This is a genomic window from Sphingopyxis sp., assembly GCF_035944815.1.
In the GTDB taxonomy this organism is placed as follows: Bacteria; Pseudomonadota; Alphaproteobacteria; order Sphingomonadales; family Sphingomonadaceae; genus Sphingopyxis.
In genome coordinates this window covers 125,672-145,421 of sequence record NZ_DASZAU010000010.1, presented here as the reverse complement: position 1 = coordinate 145,421, position 19,750 = coordinate 125,672, and the positions used below count along the sequence as shown (strand labels likewise).

The window sequence follows — 19,750 nt, the reverse complement described above, 5'->3', positions numbered from 1 at the left end:
GCCATGATTACGCTCTATGGCGAGGGTCGGGGTTTCCGGGTCGCCTGGCTGCTGGAAGAGATGGGGCTGCCGTACCGGGTGCGGCAGGTCGACCTGCTCGGCGGGATCGAGAACGACCAGGAATTCCTCGCGATCAATCCCGCCGGCTTCATTCCCGCGATCGTCGATGGCGACACGGTCATGGTCGAATCGATCGCGATCATGGAATATCTGCTCGCGCGCCATGGGCCGAGCCCGTTCGCCCCGGCGCCCGACGATCCCGTCTTTCCGGTCTATCAGCAGTTCCTGCACATGGGCGAGGCGGGGCTTGCGGGGCCGGTCAATACCATCGTCGCGACCAAGATACTCGCGCCCGAAGCCGAACAGGAGAACTGGACCGTCGGCTGGGCGCTCGATATTTTCAGGAGCCGGCTTGGCCTCGTGACGCGCCAGCTTGCGAAGACGCCCTATGTCGCGGGCGGCAATTTCTCCGCCGCCGATATTTCGGTCACCTATGCGCTTCAATTCGCGCAGCGCACGATCGGCTTCGCCCTTGGCGCGGCGGAGCTCGATTATATCGCACGAACGACCGCGCGGGCGGCCTACGGGCGTGCGATGGACAATTTTCCCGCGACGAAAGCGTGGGTCGCGGGACTTTCGACACCATAGTCGACGATCGACTGAAGGGCTGGTGCGACCGGGTTGGCGCTTGGCTTGCCGTGGCTCCCGCAACGCGTCTTATCGGTGCGCGATGCCCTGAAGTGCCGTGAGATATGCACAAAGCAAAACGCCCGCGGAAATCCGCGGGCGTTCTGTTTCCAGCCATGTCGTCGCGGCTCAGGCCTTGGCGACGCCCGCAATAGCCTGATCGACCAGCGCCTTGTCGGCCTTGGCGTCATGCTTGTCGGCGATCAGCTTCGCCGCGGCGTCGGTCGCTGCCTTCGCTGCCGCAGTGCGGACTTCGGCGAGCGCGCCGGCCTCGGCCGCGGCGATGCGGTCCTCGGCCATCTGCTTGCGGCGCGCGATCAGCGCGGTCGCATCGGCCTTTGCCTTCGTGACGAGCGCTTCGGCTTCGGCATCGGCGCGGGCACGCATTTCGTCGGCTTCTTTCGCCGCATCGGCGAGCTTCGCTTCATATTCGGCCTTGAGCGATTCCGCGTCGAGGCGGAGCTGTTCGGCTTCGTTGAGCTGCTTCGAAATCTCGGCGATGCGCTTGTCGAGCATCGCGCCGATCGCTTTCGGCACGCCCTTCCAGACGAGGATGCCGAGGAAGACGAGCATCGCGATCGAGACCCAGACGGTCGCGTCCATGCCGAACGCCTTGGGCGTGGCATGCGCTTCGCCAGCGGCTTCCGAAAGGATGACGAGGAAATTAGCCATGGAGCACCGCCTTCACCGCTGCCTTGGCATCGGCCGCGGCAACCTTTGCGCCCGACAGCTTGGCGACGAGATCGCCTGCCGCTTCGGCCGCGACCGATTCGATTTCGGCCATGGCCGACATGCGCGCCGCAGCAACGTCGGCCTCGGCTGCCGAGAGCTTTTCGCCCAGTTCGGCGTCGACCTTGGCGAGACGCTTTTCGGCGTCCTTTGCTGCCTTGTCCTTGGCTTCGGCGACCGCCTTCTGCGCGGCGGCGCGGCTTGCGTCACCCTGCTGGCGATAGCTTTCCTCCAGCGCGTCGGCTGCGGCATGGGCTGCCTTCGCCGCCGCCAGATCGTCGGCCACCTTGCGGTCGCGCGCATCCACCGTCGCTTCGATCTTGGGCAGCATGCCGCGGCCGATCACGACATAAATGCCGGCGAACACGACCAGCAGCCAGAAAAGCTGCGAGGCAAGATACCAATTGTCAGCGGTTAGCTGGGCTATCTGGGGCATGAAAGGCGAACCTTAGTTATTCTGGAAACCTGCAGCGAGGCCGGTCCCGCCGGGGCCGGCCTCGCCAAATATCGTCGAAATCAGACGACGAAGAGCAGGATCATCGCAACGACGAACGCCAGCAGGCCGAGAAGTTCGGCAGCGGCGAAGCCGATGAACAGGCGGCCCTGCTGGCCGTCGGCGGCTGCCGGGTTGCGCAGTGCGCTTTCGAGGAAGCTGCCGAAGACGTTACCCACACCGATGGCGGCCATGCCGGCACCGATAGCGGCGAGACCTGCACCGATCAGCTTTGCTGCTTCTGCGTCCATTATACTACTCCTTGGATGTAAGCGTTTATTATAAAACGGAAATTAGTGAAGATTGACCGCGTCGTTGATGTACAGCGAGGTCAACAGGGCGAAAACATAGGCCTGGATGCCGGCGACGAGCAGTTCGAGCGCGCTGATGCCGATCATCAGGGTGAAGCTGAGCACCGACACGATCGAACCGAGCCAGAGCGTTTCGGCGTTGAAGCCGTTGATCACGAAACCCGAGAGCACTTTCAGCAGGACGTGACCCGCGGTCATCGCGACGAAAAGACGCAGGCCGAGGCTGAACGGGCGAACCATGAACGACACGAACTCGATCGGCGCGATGATCGGGATCATCGGGAGCGGCGTTCCGTGCGGCACGAAAAGCGAGAAGAAATGGAGGCCATGGCGCCAGAAACCGACGACAAGGACGATCGCGAAGCTGATCAGCGCGAGGACGCCGGTGATCGCGATATGGCTGGTGACGGTGAAGGGGTGGAGCCCCAATACGCCCAGCGGCAACATGCCGAGCAGGTTGCAGAAGAGGATGAACATGAAGAGCGAGAAGACATAGGGCGTATATTTGCGGCCTTCGGTGCCGATATTCGCCATCATCATGCTCGAAATGAAGCCGGTAAAGCCTTCGACCGCGGCCTGCCAGCGGCCCGGAACGAGCTGGCGGCGCATGCCGCCCCACATGAAGATGCCCAGCGCGATCGCCGCGATGACCATCCACAACGCGCTGTTGGTGAACAGGACTTCATGCCCGCCGAGGTTGAAACCGCCGCCAAGCGGGGTCACCTCGAACTGGTGCATCGGGTCGATCTTGCCGGATTCCGCCGCCACTATTCACTCCACGCGTCTGGCGAGGCGGCCGGGGGCCGTCCCGCTGAAGAATTTCGTTTGCGCCCGGCTATTTGCGAGGCGTCGAAGATATGCGGATGATGTTCCGGAAGGCCACGACGATCCCCATGAACAACATCCCCAACAAGCCCCAGGGCGACGTTCCCGCGAAGCGGTCGATCAGCCAGCCGAACAAGGCACCGCCGATCAGTCCGCCCAGCAGTTCGGCCAGAACGCGGTTGCCGAGCCGGTAATTGGCATCGGATTCCGGTCCGGCGTTCACCGCGGTCCGTTTCGCTTCTGCGGCTTCGGCCCGGTCCAATCGCTCTTCGAGCGAGACCAGGCGCGAATCCTCCGAAGTTGGTTCCGGATCGCTGCCGTTCCCCGTCATTTGTGCCATCCTCCTGAAACAGAGCCGATATTCATCGATTCCGCCTGCGAAAAAAGGCCCGAAAATTCGGGGGACCCCTAAGGCGCGGTCCGTTTAGGAACGACGCCCGATTAAGTCAATGCTTGTGCGCAGGTGCACAAAAAAGGACCCGCGCAGGTGCACAAAAATGCCGCCGCGTTTAGGGGCGCGGCGGCATCTGAGGACCCTGGGGTCCCGGAATTCTGGTCGGGCCGCTTACGGGCAGCGTGCGTCGCGCTCGGGCGGGCTGCCGTCGCGGGTTTTCCATGCGCCGCCGGGCGTCTGGTATTTCTCGCCCGCCTTGGTGTTCGCGATCAGGTTGCAACCGCTGGTAAAGGCGAACTGTTCGACCGTGCTGCCGGTCGACTGCGCGCTCGCGGTATAGGCGGCCTTGCGCTTGATGTTGAGATCCTGGACCAGCGCGCGGATCGCCGGGGTCGGCGTGGTCGCGAACCCCAGATAGCCATCGGGCTGTTCGCCGATCTGGCCGGCGGCGCGCGCGGCGGCATAGGCGGGATCGCGCTGCGCCATCGCCGACGGCACCGCGAGGGCAACGGCGGCGGTCGCCGCGATTGCAGCAAGGGCCAGCCCGGTCGGTTTCCACATAGTCTTACGCATTACATTCTTCCCCATCAGAATATCTCGCTATTCTGCTCGATGAGCTTCTTGGCATCGCCATCTAGCCTGTACACCACTTCCTGACGGATGTTGATGTTCAGGTTTATTTCGATCGGCTTGTCGGGTGTGTCGATCTGGACGCAACCCGCAAGGGCTCCCATCAGGGTTGGCGCACCGATCATCACCGCAACAGTCCGACCACCGATGGCCAGCCTCCTTGCTCCAGTCTTGGTTATATTCATCGCATGGGCTCGCTTTCTGGAGGCTGAACGGGTTGACGCGCGCCTTTTGCGGCGGCTTCGGCTTCTTCCTGCGCCCGCATCAACGCGGGCAGATTCTGTTCGATCAGCAGCGACGGGTCGTAAAATCCCTTCGCCGAAGTCAGCAACTGGCGGAACGGCGCCCGGATCTTCACATTGAAGACGAGCGGCAGTTTGGCGACCTGGTTGGTCAGGAAATTACGCGTCGCGCCTTCGCCCTGCCCCACGCCACCAAAGCGGATATCGGTCACCATTTCGCCGTCGAGGTCCCCGTTGAGGATGATCGTCAGATCGTCATATTTGAGGCTGCGCAATGCGCCAAAGGCAAAATTGGCGATCGTGCCGAGGTTGCGGTTCGACAATTCGCCGACATAGGCAAGCGTGCCGCCACCGCCGCGCGAATCGATCCGTCCACCCACGATCCGCCCACCGAGCCCGTCGAATTCAACCGGCAGTGTTCCGTCGAACACGCCCGTCGCATTGATATTGTCGAAACCGAAGCTCTGCAGGAACACCGCTGCGTCGACGCCGACGATGTCGAACGACAGCCGGCGCGCATTCTCCGCGCTGAAATCGAGCGTTGTCGGATGCAGCAGCAGCTTGCCGCCGCCAAAGGGCCAGCTTCCGCCTTCCACCCGCACGCGATTGTCGCCGAGCAAGCGATATTCGATTTGACCGTCGAGCACCGGGATGCCGGGGTTTACTTCCTTGATCTTCGCGATCTGCCCGGGCGCGGTCCTGAGGCCTATCAGGTCGTCGAAGCTGATCGTCGTCGTGAGGCCCGTTACCGGGCCGAATGCCGCAGCCAGGCTGGCATCGGCGGTCGCGAAGGTGCCGCGGCTCGTGACCCCGTCGGCGGTCCATTCGATCCGCCCGTCGCCGACCACCGATCCGCGGACATTGGCGACGACGCCGAGTGCGAGACTGGTCAGCTGATCGGGCTGGAACGCTTCATTGAACCGCAGTTCCTTGACGGTCAGATCGGCCGATCCGCTGCTATCGGACAGCCGGTGGCGGATCAGCGTGTCGAGAATCTTGGTGCCGGTCTTTTGTTCGTTGAAACCGGCCTTCGCCTCGATAATGCCGTTCGCGAAACGCAGGTTCGCATCGTTGCTGACGAGCGGAAAGAAGCGCGGATCGGGCGCGGCGTCGGTGAGCCGCAACCCGCCGTCGAGCGTCAGCGTACCGTTCGTAAAGCGCCATTGCCCGGCTATCTCGCTCATATCGAGCGGCACCGCGCCGATCTTGCCGCTCGCGCCGCGCAAGTCGCCGGCCATTCCTTGCGGCGTCGCTCGCCCGGTCAGGCTGTCGGCGGCAAAACGCGTCGCGCTTTCGCCCTCGCCCAGCCGGATGTCGGCGCGCGCGAGCGACCAGCGCATCGCTGACAGGTCGATGTTTGCCGGACCGCTTTTCAGGCTGAAGGGCGAACTGCCGCTCGATCCGCGCAGCGCAATGCCGGGAATGCGGATGTCGCCGCGCACGCCGCCGGGACCGGCGCTGAGCAGCGGCGCGCCGGGGCGGCTGCACAGGTCGATCGCGCTCCCACCCAGCCGGAAACCGCTGATCTCGATCCGGTCGGCCGCGACACGGCTGCATCCGCCGTCGAGCGCGAGCGCTCCCGTCGGCGCGAGATAGCCGCGCAAGGGCACGGTGAGCCGTTCGACGCGCCCGCCCGCAAGCGGGCCCCACAGGGTCGCTTCCGTGGCAAAGCGCATCAGCCCGCCCGCGCCGCCGGAGAAGCGCGCCGGCGTCAGCGCGAGGCGCGCCGTTCCGGCGCTATAGGGATCGAGGTTGGCGAGCCCCGTCACCTTCCCCTCGGGGCTGCGGTCGATGCTCAGCGTTCCCGAAGGCAGGTCGCCACCAGCGATACTCCAGCGCCCAGTCGCGATGACCGCAGGCTCGTCGGCGCCATAGAGATAGCCGATACGGCTGTCGGTGCTGCCTACGAAGCGTGCGCCGCTCGCGCTGGTCAATTCAGGCGCGATCAGGTCGACGCGCGCGGTGGGCCCTTCGCCTGCAATGGCGAAACCCGCGCTGCCGCTCGCGTCCGCCAGAACGCGGCTCAGCGCGCCGACGGCCTTCTCCGCGAGCGGGCCGATCGGGGTTCCGGTCAGCGCGCGCGCACTGTCGGCGATCGAGCGGCGCAACGCAGCACTGCCGCTTGCCCGCCCGAAGCCGATCCTGCCATCGAACTTGGGTGCAGCGCTGCCGACGCTGCCTTTGGCATCGAGGCTGACCGTCGCGGCAGCGAAATCGGCACCGCGAAGGCGCGCCATATCGGCGTCGATGTCGAGATCGGTCTTTACCGAGGTGCCGGCGAAACGCGCCAGCACGCCAAGCCGGTCGGCTTGCAGGGGGCCGGCGACAAGCTGCGCGATGCTGGCATCGGCCTTGCCCTTCCAGCTTTGGAGGTCTTCGGACAGCGACAGATCGAGCGCGACTTGCGGCGAAGACGCCGACACGCCGGCGTCGGGACAGGCGAGGCCGCCGCCGCGCAGCGGCCCGACAAGCTGCGGGCGAACGTTGCGCACGAGGACGGTGCCATAAAAGCTCACATTCTCGCCGCTGCAGCCCGCTGCGGCGATACGCGGCGCCACCAGCGCGAGCTTGCCGGTGAAATCGCGGCGCAGGTTGCCGCCGCCATTCAGCGCCGCGCCGATATCGCCCCATGGCGTTTCGACGCGCGCCCGCGCGTCGCGCAGAACCGTCGACAGGTCGGGCAAGGCGAAGGGATCCTTGCTTTCCGGGTCGCGAAACTTGTCGAGCGACCCGAACGACAGGCGCCCATCGACGAAGCGCCCGTAAAGGCGAACGCCGTGGGCATGGATCCCCGAGACATAAGGGCCGCCCCAACCATAGCCCAAGAGGACTTCGACGCGCTTTGCCGTCAGGTCCGGGCGTTTCGGATCGCCAATGACGATGTCGGACAATATCTCGCTGCGAAAACCGATCCGGTCGATCGTATAGCGCGCCGGAACACCGCGACTGTCGAGCTGGTCGCGGATGAATTCGTCGGCGATCGGTTCGCGCGCGATCCAGACGCCCGCGACCAGGATGATAACCGCTCCGGCCGTCAGCCAGCGCTTCTTGAACAACAAGGTCCGATATTTGAATTGCGGCTGCGCGCCGTCCGCCAGATCAGTCATGGGAATTCGGCCGATGACGTCATGGCTGAAAATCTCGTCCCTCGACCCGAACCCCGTTCAAGGCACAAACGCCGGAAATCCCGTTTCGATGCAGGAAATTGATCCGGTTCGCCATCATCCCGTCCTATGAGCGTTGAGTGGACCTCACAAGGCGGTTATTGCGAGCGCATGGGGGATACGCCGGATCATCAGGGCCATCGTGCGCGACTGCGCTCGCGCCTGCTCGAGGACGCCGACGGCCTCGCCGATTACGAACTGGTCGAATATCTCCTCGCCCTCGCCGTCCCGCGGCGCGACACCAAGCCGCTGGCAAAGGCATTGCTGCGCGAGTTCGGCTCGCTGGCGCAACTCGTCAGCGCCGATCCCGAATCGCTCCGCCGCATCGACGGGCTCGGCGACACGGGGATCGCGGCGCTGAAGATCGTCCAGGCGGCGAGCCTCCGCCTGCTGAAAGGCGAGTTTCGCGACAAGCCCCTCCTCTCGAGTTGGGACGCGCTGCTCGATTGGCTACGCGCCGACATGGGGCCGATCGATGTCGAGCGGGTTCGCGTCCTCTATCTCAATTCGCGCAACATGCTGATCCGCGACGAACTGGCGAGCGAGGGGTCGATTGACCAGTCGGCCATCTATGTTCGCGAGATTATAAAACGGGCGCTGGAACTGGGCGCGTCGGCGATCATCCTCGTCCACAATCATCCAAGCGGCAGCCCCGAGCCGAGTAGGCAGGACATTGCGATTACAAAGGATATCGCGGGTGCGGCGGCGAAGCTGGGGATAGCGCTTCACGACCATATCATCATCGGTGGAGCCGATTATCGAAGCTTCCGGGCGATGGGGCTGCTTTAGTCCGATTTGACATCGCCGGTCCGCGGCCACATCATCGTCGTCATGCAGATTCGATGCGGCCTTTTCCGCTTCCGCCACCATGGGGGACAGCTTCTCGCGGGCATTTAGCCCCGGGTTCCGGCGCGATCGCCCCGAGCCCGGGGCACCTTCCGTCAAAAGATATTGCCGCGCGTGGCCGTGTGTCGCGCGCTAGCCGGAAAGTCCGCGCCATGAGTCAAAATAAAAACGGGGCCGCGATGCCTCATATCCGCATGATCGACAGCGAGGCCGACGCGTTGACCGAATTGACGTTGCAGCAGCAGCGCGACTCGGTGCGCTTTTACGACCTGCTGCTCGACGAAATCGATCGCGCCGCGATATGCAACCGCTCCGAAATTCCGACCGACGTCGTCACGATGGGATCGAGCGTCACCTTCCTCGACGAAAAGAGCGGTGCCGAACGAACCGTGCGCCTCGTCTATCCTGCCGAAGCCGATATCGCTGCCGGACGGATGTCGATCCTGACCCCGGTCGGTGCAGGGCTTATCGGTCTCAGCGTCGGCCAGTCCATCAACTGGCCCGATCGTGGTGGCACCGAGCACCGGCTGACCATCGTCGCGGTCGAACAGCCAGCTTAGCGGACGCCGAACAGCGATGCAGCCGCCGGATCGCTCCGACGGCTGCACCACCCCGCGGGACGCCGTTAGGCGCCGCGCGACAGGAAACCGGTCAATTCGGTCTTGTTGACACCGCCCGACTTGTCTCCATCGGCGGAGGCAAAGGCCTGTCCGATCCAGGTTTTGACGTCGGCCGATTCAGGGTCGACGCTCGGGTCGGTTGCGGTGCGCAGCTTCTTCATCCACGCGCCGAATTCGGTTTCGTTGAGATCGCCATTCTTGTCCCCGTCATAGGTCGGGAATTCCTGATCGACGATCTGCGCGATCTGCGTCGGCGTCGCGGCCGACCCCAAAGGCGCCGGCTGGCTTGCAGCTGCCGGGGGGCTCGACGCGTCGGGCGCCGGGGCCGGCGTCGTCGCGGTGTCGGCCGGCGGGGTCGTCGAAGTGGGACCCGGCGCCGGTTCAGTGGCGGTCGGCGGGCTTGCCGGATCGGCCGGCGGGGTCGACTGGGCCAGCGCCGGGAAGCTGACGGCGGCAGCGCCGATCAAAAGCATCTGTTTCAACATGATCTTACTCCTCTTCGGGAATGGGCTGGTTACCGGGGCTTCGCCTCGGGCTCAGGCTCGGGCGTCGTGGTATCGTCAGCCGGGGGCGTGGGTTCTGCAGTGGGCGGGGTCGGCGTCGGAGCGGCATCCTCGGTGGGCGCCGCATCGTCCGACGGCGTCGCGTCTTCGGCCGGCGGGGTCGTGCTGTCCGGCGCAGGCGTCGTGGTGGTGTCGGTCGGAGCCGGCTGCGACTGCGTGGTCGGTGCCGGTTCTTCACCCGCAGGTGCAGTGGTCTGGGCGAGGGCCGGGAAGCTGATGGCGGCGGCGCCGATCAAAAGCACTTGTTTCAACACAATTATTCTCCTGTAACGGCGACGTTTCTGGCGGTTGCGACCTGTCGCCAATTGGATGGGGCATGAAGGCAACCCACCGCATTTGCGCAAAGTTGCACCGCGCCGGATTTGGCGAAACGCCCTGTCCCTGCTACGGGGCGCCCCGTCGCGATTCCGCAGGGATTCCGCGATAAGGTGCCCGAAAAGGAAGGAAATTCAATGGTTCCGCGTTACGCACGGCCGGAAATGACCGCGATCTGGTCGGCCGAGAATCGGTTTCGCATCTGGTTCGAGATCGAAGCGCACGCGACTGACGCCCTTGCCGAGCTGGGCACCGTTCCGAAATCTGCCGCGAAGGCGCTGTGGGACTGGTGGGCGACGAACCCCAGGATCGACGTCGAAGCGATCGACGCGATCGAGGCGGTCACCAAGCATGACGTCATCGCCTTCCTGACATGGGTCGCCGAAAATGTCGGCGAGGAGGCGCGCTTCATGCATCAGGGCATGACCAGCTCGGACGTGCTCGACACCTGCCTTGCGGTCCAGCTCAGCCAGGCCGCCGATATCCTGCTCGCCGATCTCGACGCGCTGCTCGAGGCGATCAAGCGCCGCGCCTATGAGCACAAGCTGACCCCGACGATCGGCCGCAGCCACGGCATCCACGCCGAGCCTGTGACCTTCGGGCTCAAGCTCGCCGAGGCCTATGCCGAATTCTCGCGCTGCAAGCTCCGCCTGCAGGCCGCGCGCGCCGAAATCGCGACCTGCGCCATCTCGGGCGCAGTCGGCACCTTCGCCAATATCGACCCGCGCGTCGAGGCGCGTGTCGCCGCCAAGCTCGGCCTTTCGATCGAACCCGTGTCGACGCAGGTCATCCCGCGCGACCGCCATGCGATGTTCTTCGCCGTGCTCGGCGTCATCGCCTCGTCGATCGAACGCCTGTCGGTCGAGGTCCGCCACCTCCAGCGTACCGAAGTGCTCGAGGCCGAGGAATATTTCTCGCCGGGGCAAAAGGGCTCGTCGGCGATGCCGCACAAGCGCAACCCGATCCTGACCGAGAACTTGACCGGCCTCGCGCGCGTGGTGCGCAGCGCGGTCACGCCCGCGATGGAGAATGTCGCGCTGTGGCACGAGCGCGACATCAGCCACTCCTCGGTCGAACGCTTCATCGGCCCCGACGCGACGATCACGCTCGACTTCGCGCTCGGCCGCCTGACCGGCGTCGTCGACAAGCTGCTCGTCTATCCCGAACGGATGCAGAAGAATCTCGACCGCATGGGCGGTCTCGTCCATTCGCAGCGCGTCTTGCTCGCCCTGACACAGGCTGGCGCAAGCCGCGAGGAGAGTTACGTCCTCGTCCAGCGCAACGCGATGAAAGTCTGGGAAAGCGACGGCCAGCTGTCGCTGCTCGAACTGCTCAAGGCCGACGCCGACGTCGCTGCGAAGCTCTCGGCCGACGAACTGACCGCGCTGTTCGACCTCGGCTATCATATGAAGCATGTCGACACGATCTTCGACCGGGTCTTTGGCGCGGCATAGTGACGCTGGAATCCCGCGCTAATCTGTCTTAGGGTCGGCGCGGGACCAGTGAAGGAGCAAGACAAGTGGGAATCCTGCGGACGATCATCTGGGTTTTGCTCACAGCCGTTCTGGTCATTTTTGCGATGGCCAACTGGATACCGGTGACCGTGACCATCTGGCCGGGCCAGGTTCTCGACACCAAATTGCCGGTGCTGATCTTTGCGGCCTTCCTGATCGGCAGCGTTCCGATGTGGATTGCGCTCCGCACGACGCGCTGGTCGCTCAAGCGCCGCCTCGATGCCAGCGAACGACAGGCTGCCGACCTGCGCGCGCTCGCCAACCGACCCGTCGAGGTCGAGGTAACGCCCGCAACGACGCCGGTGCACGATGTTCCGCCCGCCCCCACCGACCTTTTTCCAACGGACAAGCCATGACCTCTCCGCTTTATCTCGCCATCGACACCCCGCACCTCGATGCCGCGTTGACGCTGGCGCAGAAGGTGCGGCGCCACGTCGGCGGGTTGAAGCTGGGCCTCGAGTTTTTTTGCGCCAACGGGCATCATGGCGTGCACGAAATGGCAAAGCTCGGCTTGCCGCTCTTCCTCGACCTGAAACTGCACGACATCCCGAACACGGTCGCAAAGGCCATTCAGGCGCTCCGCACGCTCGAACCCGCGATCCTGACGGTGCATGCCGCGGGTGGCCGGGCCATGCTGGAAGAGGCGAAGGCGGCAGCCGGGCTGAACACAAAGGTCGTCGCGGTCACGGTGCTGACCAGCCTCGATGCGCCCGACTTGGAAGATATCGGTGTCGGTGGAACCCCGCATGACCAGGTCGTCCGCCTTGCGGCATTGGCACGCGAATCGGGCTGCGACGGGATCGTCTGTTCGGGACAGGAAGTGAAGGCCGCCCGCAAGGCCTGGCCGGGCGGCTTTTTCGTCGTCCCCGGCGTGCGCCCCGCCAACGGCAAGGTCGGTGACCAGAAGCGCATCGTCACGCCGGCGCAGGCGATGACCGATGGCGCCTCGATCCTCGTCGTCGGCCGCCCGATCAGCCAGTCGGCCGACCCCGACCTCGCCGCGCGCGAGATCGAAGCGACGCTCTAAACAGTTTCCAATTCCCGTTCGTGTCGAGCAAAGTCGAGGCACTTGTCGGAGTAGCGCAAGATCGAGGGCCATCTCGACTTCGCGCGGTGCGAACGGACAAATCGAGTCTGACCATGCCCCCTCTCGTCAAAATCTGCGGCCTCAAGACCCCCGAAGAAGTCGATGCGGCGATCCGCCATGGCGCGACGCATATCGGCCTCAATCTGTACGCGCCGAGCCCGCGCTACATCGACCTCAAGACCGCCGCCGATCTTCGCCGCCGCGCGGGACAGGGAGGCGTCAAGGTCGCGCTGCTTCTCGTAAACGCATCGCAGCAGGAAACCGGCGATGCGCTCAGCAAGGTCCGCCCCGACATCATCCAGTTTCATGGCAACGAAACGCCCGAATGGCTTGCGGCCGTCAAGCGGCTCGTTCCCGCCGAGGTCTGGAAGGCCGTGGGGCTCAAAGACGCCGGGACGCTAGAACGCATCCAGCAATATCGCGGAATTGCCGACCGCATCCTGTTCGACGCACCCGCGGCGGCCATGCCGGGCGGAACGGGGACGCGCTTCGACTGGTCGCTGCTCAAAAACCACCGGCACATGATGGATTGGGGCGTCGCGGGCGGCCTGACGCCGGGCAATGTCGCGCAGGCAATCGCCGAAACCGGCGCGCCGCTGGTCGACGTTTCGTCGGGGGTCGAAAGCGCGCCGGGCGTGAAGGATGTGGACAAGATCGCCGCTTTCCTTAAAGCCGCCGGTCGATGACCCAGCTTCCCAACAGCCTTCGCACCGGGCCCGACGAACGCGGCCATTTCGGGCAATTCGGCGGCCGCTATGTCGCCGAAACGCTGATGCCGCTGATCCTCGACCTCGAGCGCCACTATCGCGCGGCGCAGGTCGACCCGGCGTTCAAGGCCGAATTCGACTATCTGCTCAAACATTATGTCGGCCGCCCGAGCCCGCTGTGGTTCGCCGAGCGGCTGACGAACGATCTCGGCGGCGCGAAGATCTACCTCAAGCGCGAGGATCTCAACCACACCGGCGCGCATAAGATCAACAATTGCATCGGCCAGATTCTGCTCGCGAAGCGGATGGGCAAGACGAAGATCATCGCCGAAACCGGCGCGGGACAGCATGGCGTCGCGACCGCGACCGTCGCCGCGCTGTTCGGCCTGCCCTGCACCATATTCATGGGCGCGGTCGACGTCGCGCGGCAGCAACCGAACGTGTTCCGCATGAAGCTGCTCGGCGCCGAAGTCGTCGCGGTCGAGAGCGGCGCGAAGACGCTCAAGGACGCGATGAACGAGGCGCTGCGCCACTGGGTCGCGAACGTCCACGATACCTTCTACATCATCGGCACCGTCGCGGGCCCGCACCCCTATCCCGAACTCGTCCGCGACTTCCAGTCGGTGATCGGCGACGAAGCGAAGGCCCAGATCCTCGAAGCCGAAGGCCGCCTGCCCGACATGCTGATTGCCCCCGTCGGTGGCGGTTCGAACGCGATCGGGCTGTTCCACCCGTTCCTCGACGACGAAGGTGTCGAGATCGTCGGCGTCGAAGCCGCGGGCGAAGGCCTCGACGGCAAGCATGCCGCGAGCCTCGCGGGCGGCCGCCCCGGCATTCTCCACGGCAACAAGACCTATCTGCTGCAGGACGAGGACGGGCAGATCACCGAAGCACACAGCATCTCGGCGGGCCTCGACTATCCGGGGATCGGCCCCGAGCACAGCTGGCTCCACGAAATCGGCCGCGTGCGGTACGAGCCCGTCACCGACGACGAAGCGCTCGCGAGTTTCCAGAAGCTGACCAAGCTCGAAGGCATCATCCCCGCGCTCGAAAGCGCGCATGCGATCGCCGCCGCCGAACGCATTGCGCCGACGCTGGGCAAGGACAAGATCATCATCGTCAATTGCTCGGGCCGCGGCGACAAGGACATCTTCACCGTGGCCGATGCGTTGGGGGTGGAACTTTGAACAGCCGTCAGAAATTCGGACTGGCACTGCTGCCCGTCGCCGTTGCGATCTACATGGTAGGTAGGATGGGCTGGGCAGCCAATGGCATGGTATTCTACGGCGTGATCGGCCTTTTGCTGGCTATAAAAATAGCCATGATCGCATTCAAACTTCGCCATGAGTCCAGTCATGACTGATCGCTTCGCCGCCACCTTCGCCCAGCCGCGCCCCGCGCTCGTAGCCTTCATCACAGGCGGCGACGGCGACACCGCCGCGAACCTCGACGCGCTCGTCGCGGGGGGCGCCAATGTGATCGAGCTCGGCATGCCCTTCACCGACCCGATGGCCGACGGTCCCGCCATCCAGGCCGCAAATCTGCGCAGCCTCGCCAAGGGGACAACGACCGCCGACCTGTTCGCGATCGCCGCCGCCTTCCGCCAGCGCCACCCCGACGTCCCGCTTGTCCTGATGGGTTACGCCAACCCGATGACGATCCGCGGCCCCGAATCGTTCGCCGCCGAATGCGCCAAGGCCGGCGTCGACGGCGTCATCTGCGTCGACATCCCTTCGGAGGAAGACGCCGAACTCGGCCCCGCGCTCCGCGCCGCCGGCGTCGACCTGATCCGCCTCGCCACCCCGACCACCGACGCTGCGCGCCTGCCCGATGTGCTGAACGGCGCCAGCGGCTTCCTCTATTATGTTTCGGTCGCGGGCATCACCGGCCAGCAGCAGGCGGCGCAGGCGAGCATCGAGGATGCCGTTGCGCGCCTCAAGGCTGCGACCGACCTGCCCGTCGCGGTCGGTTTCGGCGTCCGCACCCCCGCACAGGCCGCCGAAATCGCCAAGGTTGCCGACGGCGTCGTCGTCGGTTCGGCCTTTATCGACATCATTGCCGAGCATGGCGACGCCGCGGCGCCGCATGTCGAGGCTTTCACCCGTACCCTCGCCGATGCTATCCACGGCGCAAAGGAGATCGCCGCATGAGCTGGCTCGACCGCGTTCGCAACGCGCTGCCCTTCGGGGCGAAACGCGACACCGCCGACAATCTCTGGCACAAATGCCGCCAGTGCCAGCAGATGGTATTCGTCAAGGAATGGGAAGACAATCTGAATGTCTGCCCGCGCTGCGACCATCATGACCGCATCGGCGCCAAGGAACGCTTCGCGCAGCTGTTCGACGGCGGGCTCCACGAGCTGATCGCCGCCCCCGCCGCTCCCGAGGATCCGCTGAAGTTCCGCGATACGAAGAAATATGTCGATCGCATCAAAGCGGCGCGCACGCAGACCGGCGACCGCGACGCCTATCAGAATGCGTTCGGTCGCATCTCGGGCAAGGGTGCGGTGATCGGCGTGCAGGACTTCGCTTTCATGGGCGGGTCGATGGGCGTCGCTGTCGGCGAAGCCTTCGTCGCGGGGGTCGAGGATGCGATCCGGCGCGGCGTGCCCTATATCGCGATCACCGCTGCCGGGGGCGCGCGGATGCAGGAAGGCACGTTGTCGCTGATGCAGATGCCGCGCGCGACGGTGGCGCTCGCGCGCCTGCGCCGTGCGGGTCTGCCCTATATCGTCCTTCTCACCGATCCGACCACCGGCGGCGTCACTGCCAGCTATGCGATGCTCGGCGATATCCAGATCAGCGAACCCAAGGCTCTGATCGGCTTCGCGGGCCAGCGCGTGATCGAGAATACGATCCGCGAAAAGCTGCCCGAAGGCTTTCAGCGCGCCGAATATCTGCTCGATCACGGGATGATCGACATGGTCGTCCACCGCAAGGAACTACCCGAAACACTGGGCCGCCTGATCGGTTATCTGGCGCCCGAAAAGGCCGCCTGACTTCAGACAATCGGCGGCCCCTATTTTCCCGTTCGCCCTGAGCTAGTCGAAGGGCTGTTCTTTCTACTGACGTCACTGGAAGAACGGTGCTTCGACAAGCTCAGCACGAACGGATTTGGGATAGCTTCAGGTTCAATCGCGCCATGCCCGACCACGCCCACTCGTCCGACCCAGCGGTCCAGGCGCAACTCGATCGCCTTGCCGCGCTGTCGCCAAGCCGCGACATCCTGGGCCTCGAACGCATCGCCGAGCTTTGCGCGCGGCTCGGCAATCCGCAGCTCCAGCTTCCGCGGACTTTCCATGTCGCAGGCACCAACGGCAAGGGATCGACCTGCGCCTATCTGCGCGCGATCCTCGAAGCGCAGGGCCGCCGGGTCCACGCCTATACCAGCCCGCACCTCGTCCGTTTCAACGAGCGCATCCGTCTTGCCGGGACGCTGATCGACGACGCGCTGCTCGCCGCCCTGCTCGAAGAAGTGCTCGACGAAGCCGCCGACCTGCAAGCGAGCTTCTTCGAAGTCACGACCGCCGCCGCCTTCCTCGCCTTCGCGCGCATCCCCGCCGACGACTGCATCATCGAGGTCGGCCTCGGCGGTCGCCTCGATGCGACGAATATCATCCCGCCGCCGGCGGTAGCCGGGATCGCTTCGCTCGGCATCGACCATGAGGCCTTCCTGCTCGCCCCCGAAGCCGGAACGCCCGACGATCCGGCCATGCGCATCGCGTGGGAAAAGGCCGGCATCATCAAGCCCGACACGCCAGTCGCCACCCTCGCCTATGCGCCGCCCGTGCGCGACACGATCGCGGCCAAGGTTGCCGAGGTCGGCGCGACGCTCTTCCCCGAAGGCGACGGCTGGACAGTCGAGCCCGAAGGCGATGCCTTCCGCTGGTATTCGAAACTGGGTTCGGTCGTTCCCCTGCTCCATCCGCGCATGGCGGGAGCGCATCAGATGCGCAACGCGGGACTCGCGATCGCCATGCTGCGCCTCGCGCCCGAACCGCAGCCCGATGATGCAGCCATCGGGGCGGGCGTCGCAAAGGCCTTCTGGCCGGGCCGGATGCAGCGTCTCGGCGCCGGACCGCTCACCGCGCTCGTGCCCGGCGACACCCAGGCATGGCTCGATGGCGGCCATAATCCCGATGCCGGCGTCGCGCTCGCAAAGGCGCTCGAGGACCATGCGCCGCTCCACATCGTCTGCGGCCTTTTGCGCAACAAGGATGCCATGGGCTTCCTGCGTCCTTTCGCGGATCGCATCGCCTCGTTTCAGGCCGTCCCGATCCCGGGGCACGAGCATCATGACCCGAAAGGTCTCTGCGATCGGGTCCGGACGGACCTGAGTATCGCCGATGTCCAGCCGTGCGACGATGTAAACACGGCACTACGCCATATCGCCGATCATCGCCCGCGAGCCGACGTGCTGATCTGCGGCTCGCTCTATCTTGCGGGCGTCGTGCTCGACCTCAATGCGGAGTGGCCGGACTAGCGTAGTTCGGCCAGCGTACGCTTCACCCAATCGTACATTTCGGCTTCGGCTTTCAATGTCACCGGCGGTGTGCGCTTCATGCGCTGTTCGACTTCTCGAAGCACCGACAGCGCGCCAGCCTTGTCGCCCTTGCCAATCAGGATGCCAGCGATCCGGCAGCGGATTTCATCGCCCGGTACCCGGCCCACGATCTCGCGGTAGATGGCAAGCGCGTCGTCCGTCCGCCCATCGGCTTCGGCAATCTTCGCGGTCAGCAGTGCGCGCCGGTCGATTTCGGTTCGCGAGATCGTTTCGGGCAGTGCGTCGATCGCTTTCAGCGCCTCTGCCAGCTGGCCTGCCTCATAGGCCGCCTCGGCGATCCGCATCCCGATGGTCCGGTCGGCGTGCGGCGAGAGCCGTTCGGCCGCCCGAAACTGCGCAAGCGCTTCCGCATGGCGCCCGCGTTCCATCAGCGCATCGCCATATTCGATCCGGTTCCCGGCGGTGTCGCTGAACTCCGCGGCGTCGCGCGCTTCGCGAATGCGGCGTTCGGGGTCCATCTTGTCGGCGATCTTGGTCCGGGCTTCGCGCACCCGCCGATCACGCGGCAATCCGGGCAGGATTTCAACGATGAAATAGGCAAGGACCCCGACCATCGGCAGGAATGCGATCGCCATGATCCACGCCGTGTTCCGTCCGGTCCGGAACACATGCACGATGCACAGCACTTGCAGCACGATCGAGATGAGGAAGAAATGCATCCGGCTAGGTGGCGGTGCTGCCTTCGCGCGCGGTTCCCGCTGTCCCGACCGACGCATCGACCAGCCCGCTGCGCATCATGATCCAGAACAGGATGATGCCGGGAAGCGCTGCGACGACGGTGAACAGGTAGAAGTTCACATTGCCGAACTGTTCCATCATCGCGCCCGCCGTCGTACCGGTCAGGAACCGGCCGACGATGCTCGCGGCCGAACTGATCAGCGCATAATGCGCGGCCGTAAACCGAAGGTCGCAGAGCGCCGAGAAATAGGCGACGACGACGACGCCGCCGATGCCGCTGGCGATATTTTCGAAACCGATCGCGCCTGCGAGCCCCCAATTGCTGTGGCCGGCGGCTGCGAGCAGCGCGAAGCTGAAGTTGCTGATCGCCATCAGGATCAGGCTGATGAGCACCGACCGCTTCATTCCCAGCTTTGCATACATGATGCCGCCGATGAAGATGCCGATCAGATAGGCCCAGAAACCGATGCCGACGTCGTAGATCGCGATCTCGTCGTTGCTGAACCCCAGATCGTCGAGCAGCAGGCGCAGCGTGAGGTTCGCCAGCGTGTCGCCGATCTTGTGGAGCAGGATGAACAGCAGCACGAGCCAGGCGCCGTGGCGGCTGAAAAATTCGGTGAACGGTCCGACGATGCCCGCGATGATACCCGGGCGCCCTTCGCGTTTCACCGCCTCGCGGTGGCGTTCGGGCTCGCCGACCCAAAAGGCGGCAATCACGGCAGGAAGCGCGAACATCGCGCAGGCGAAATAGGCGGCTTCCCAGCCCTGCCGCGCAGCGAGGAACAGCGCGAGCGCGCCGGCGCCGGCGGAGCCGATGCGCCAGCCATATTGCGACATGCCCGACCCGACGCCGAGTTGTTCGGGCTTCAATATTTCGATGCGATAGGCGTCGATCACGACGTCGAAGGTCGCACCGGCAAAGCCGACGAGGACGGCGCCGATCGCCATCTCGAAGAGCGCTGCGAATTCGCCCTCGCGGCCCATGCCGAACCATTGCATCAACTGGCCGACCGGCGATTGCCCGACATGCTGCGGGTCGACCATCGCGAGGTTGAATACCGCCAGCATGACCATCGTGGCGGTCAGGATCAGCCAGGACACGCGCTGGCCGAGCCCGCCGATGACCGGCAGGCGCACTGCGTCAACCACCCACGCCCAGAGCGGCTTGAGATTATAGACGAGAAAGGCGAGCGAAAAGGCGGTGATCGACGATTTTTCAAAGCCGTCTTGCGACAGTCGCGTCGTCAGCGTCGCGCCGATCATGGCATAGGGGAAACCCGAGGATACGCCGAGCAGCAACGCCGCGAGCGGCGCGCGCTCGAGATAGGGCCGGATGCTGCTCCACCAGCTTTGCGGCGGCGGCGTCATGCTATCAGACTGCA

The 19,750-nt window shown here is 65.0% G+C and carries 24 protein-coding genes; 12 read left to right on the top strand and 12 right to left on the bottom strand.

The window, feature by feature from the left end; translation table 11 throughout:
• Positions 1-3: 3 nt before the first annotated feature.
• Complete coding sequence (locus VGU00_RS15615) at positions 4-648, top strand: glutathione S-transferase family protein (protein WP_327470125.1); 645 nt, start codon at positions 4-6, stop codon at positions 646-648.
• 168 nt (positions 649-816) lie between these two features.
• On the opposite strand, the gene VGU00_RS15610 is transcribed toward VGU00_RS15615, so the two are convergent.
• From VGU00_RS15610 to VGU00_RS15575, 8 genes are all read right to left on the bottom strand, one after another.
• Entirely contained in the window at positions 817-1,359 is a 543-nt protein-coding gene (locus VGU00_RS15610; RefSeq protein WP_327470123.1) for a F0F1 ATP synthase subunit B, read from the bottom strand.
• Positions 1,352-1,852: an ATPase gene (locus tag VGU00_RS15605; protein WP_327470121.1), complete on the bottom strand. Its 501-nt coding sequence runs from the start codon at positions 1,850-1,852 to the stop codon at positions 1,352-1,354. Before VGU00_RS15605 ends, VGU00_RS15610 begins: the two co-directional genes overlap by 8 nt.
• 80 nt (positions 1,853-1,932) lie before the next feature.
• Complete coding sequence (locus VGU00_RS15600) at positions 1,933-2,160, bottom strand: F0F1 ATP synthase subunit C (protein WP_003044110.1); 228 nt, start codon at positions 2,158-2,160, stop codon at positions 1,933-1,935.
• 42 nt (positions 2,161-2,202) lie between these two features.
• A complete protein-coding gene (locus VGU00_RS15595) occupies positions 2,203-2,988 on the bottom strand; it encodes a F0F1 ATP synthase subunit A (RefSeq protein WP_327470119.1) in 786 nt (261 codons plus the stop codon).
• A 67-nt stretch (positions 2,989-3,055) separates the two neighbouring features.
• Entirely contained in the window at positions 3,056-3,376 is a 321-nt protein-coding gene (locus VGU00_RS15590; protein ID WP_327470117.1) for an AtpZ/AtpI family protein, read from the bottom strand.
• A gap of 234 nt (positions 3,377-3,610) precedes the next feature.
• Entirely contained in the window at positions 3,611-4,012 is a 402-nt protein-coding gene (locus VGU00_RS15585) for a YdbL family protein (protein ID WP_327470115.1), read from the bottom strand.
• A 14-nt stretch (positions 4,013-4,026) separates the two neighbouring features.
• Positions 4,027-4,254: a YnbE family lipoprotein gene (locus VGU00_RS15580; RefSeq protein ID WP_327470113.1), complete on the bottom strand. Its 228-nt coding sequence runs from the start codon at positions 4,252-4,254 to the stop codon at positions 4,027-4,029.
• Complete coding sequence (locus tag VGU00_RS15575; protein ID WP_327470111.1) at positions 4,251-7,418, bottom strand: YdbH domain-containing protein; 3,168 nt, start codon at positions 7,416-7,418, stop codon at positions 4,251-4,253. The genes VGU00_RS15580 and VGU00_RS15575 overlap by 4 nt, the downstream gene beginning before the upstream one ends.
• A 168-nt stretch (positions 7,419-7,586) precedes the next feature.
• Here VGU00_RS15575 and radC point away from each other — a divergent pair, with 168 nt between their 5' ends.
• Together radC and rnk are read left to right on the top strand one after the other, a co-directional pair.
• Entirely contained in the window at positions 7,587-8,264 is a 678-nt protein-coding gene (radC, locus tag VGU00_RS15570) for a RadC family protein (RefSeq protein ID WP_327470109.1), read from the top strand.
• 236 nt (positions 8,265-8,500) lie between these two features.
• A complete protein-coding gene (gene rnk, locus VGU00_RS15565; RefSeq protein WP_327470107.1) occupies positions 8,501-8,881 on the top strand; it encodes a nucleoside diphosphate kinase regulator in 381 nt (126 codons plus the stop codon).
• 65 nt (positions 8,882-8,946) lie between these two features.
• Here the strand turns inward: rnk and VGU00_RS15560 are convergent, their stop codons facing one another.
• On the bottom strand, positions 8,947-9,426 hold the full coding sequence (locus tag VGU00_RS15560; RefSeq protein WP_327470105.1) for a calcium-binding protein: 480 nt from the start codon (positions 9,424-9,426) through the stop codon (positions 8,947-8,949).
• A gap of 29 nt (positions 9,427-9,455) precedes the next feature.
• Positions 9,456-9,758 (bottom strand): hypothetical protein, encoded by a 303-nt coding sequence (locus VGU00_RS15555; RefSeq protein WP_327470103.1) that lies wholly within the window; start codon positions 9,756-9,758, stop codon positions 9,456-9,458.
• Between the two features lie 198 nt (positions 9,759-9,956).
• On the opposite strand from VGU00_RS15555, the gene purB reads away from it, so the two are divergent.
• The 9 genes from purB (at position 9,957) to VGU00_RS15510 (ending at position 17,609) form a co-directional block, all read left to right on the top strand.
• The gene (gene purB / locus VGU00_RS15550) at positions 9,957-11,273 is read left to right on the top strand and encodes an adenylosuccinate lyase (RefSeq protein WP_327470101.1); all 1,317 of its coding nucleotides are present in this window, start codon (positions 9,957-9,959) and stop codon (positions 11,271-11,273) included.
• A 65-nt stretch (positions 11,274-11,338) separates the two neighbouring features.
• The gene (locus VGU00_RS15545; protein ID WP_327470099.1) at positions 11,339-11,689 is read left to right on the top strand and encodes a LapA family protein; all 351 of its coding nucleotides are present in this window, start codon (positions 11,339-11,341) and stop codon (positions 11,687-11,689) included.
• A complete protein-coding gene (pyrF, locus tag VGU00_RS15540; protein ID WP_327470097.1) occupies positions 11,686-12,360 on the top strand; it encodes an orotidine-5'-phosphate decarboxylase in 675 nt (224 codons plus the stop codon). The genes VGU00_RS15545 and pyrF overlap by 4 nt, the downstream gene beginning before the upstream one ends.
• 113 nt (positions 12,361-12,473) lie before the next feature.
• Entirely contained in the window at positions 12,474-13,106 is a 633-nt protein-coding gene (locus VGU00_RS15535; protein WP_327470095.1) for a phosphoribosylanthranilate isomerase, read from the top strand.
• Positions 13,103-14,314: a tryptophan synthase subunit beta gene (gene trpB / locus VGU00_RS15530; RefSeq protein ID WP_327470094.1), complete on the top strand. Its 1,212-nt coding sequence runs from the start codon at positions 13,103-13,105 to the stop codon at positions 14,312-14,314. Before VGU00_RS15535 ends, trpB begins: the two co-directional genes overlap by 4 nt.
• Entirely contained in the window at positions 14,311-14,490 is a 180-nt protein-coding gene (locus VGU00_RS15525) for a hypothetical protein (RefSeq protein ID WP_327470092.1), read from the top strand. The genes trpB and VGU00_RS15525 overlap by 4 nt, the downstream gene beginning before the upstream one ends.
• Positions 14,483-15,277, top strand: coding sequence for a tryptophan synthase subunit alpha (gene trpA, locus VGU00_RS15520; RefSeq protein ID WP_327470091.1), 795 nt, complete (start codon positions 14,483-14,485; stop codon positions 15,275-15,277). The genes VGU00_RS15525 and trpA overlap by 8 nt, the downstream gene beginning before the upstream one ends.
• Entirely contained in the window at positions 15,274-16,125 is an 852-nt protein-coding gene (accD, locus tag VGU00_RS15515) for an acetyl-CoA carboxylase, carboxyltransferase subunit beta (RefSeq protein ID WP_327470089.1), read from the top strand. The genes trpA and accD overlap by 4 nt, the downstream gene beginning before the upstream one ends.
• A 143-nt stretch (positions 16,126-16,268) precedes the next feature.
• Complete coding sequence (locus VGU00_RS15510) at positions 16,269-17,609, top strand: folylpolyglutamate synthase/dihydrofolate synthase family protein (RefSeq protein ID WP_327470087.1); 1,341 nt, start codon at positions 16,269-16,271, stop codon at positions 17,607-17,609.
• On the opposite strand, the gene VGU00_RS15505 is transcribed toward VGU00_RS15510, so the two are convergent.
• Both VGU00_RS15505 and VGU00_RS15500 read right to left on the bottom strand, forming a co-directional pair.
• The gene (locus VGU00_RS15505) at positions 17,606-18,349 is read right to left on the bottom strand and encodes a tetratricopeptide repeat protein (protein ID WP_327470085.1); all 744 of its coding nucleotides are present in this window, start codon (positions 18,347-18,349) and stop codon (positions 17,606-17,608) included. The two genes, VGU00_RS15510 and VGU00_RS15505, sit on opposite strands and share 4 nt — an antisense overlap.
• A 4-nt stretch (positions 18,350-18,353) precedes the next feature.
• A complete protein-coding gene (locus tag VGU00_RS15500) occupies positions 18,354-19,736 on the bottom strand; it encodes an MFS transporter (RefSeq protein WP_327470412.1) in 1,383 nt (460 codons plus the stop codon).
• Positions 19,737-19,750 lie beyond the last annotated feature (14 nt).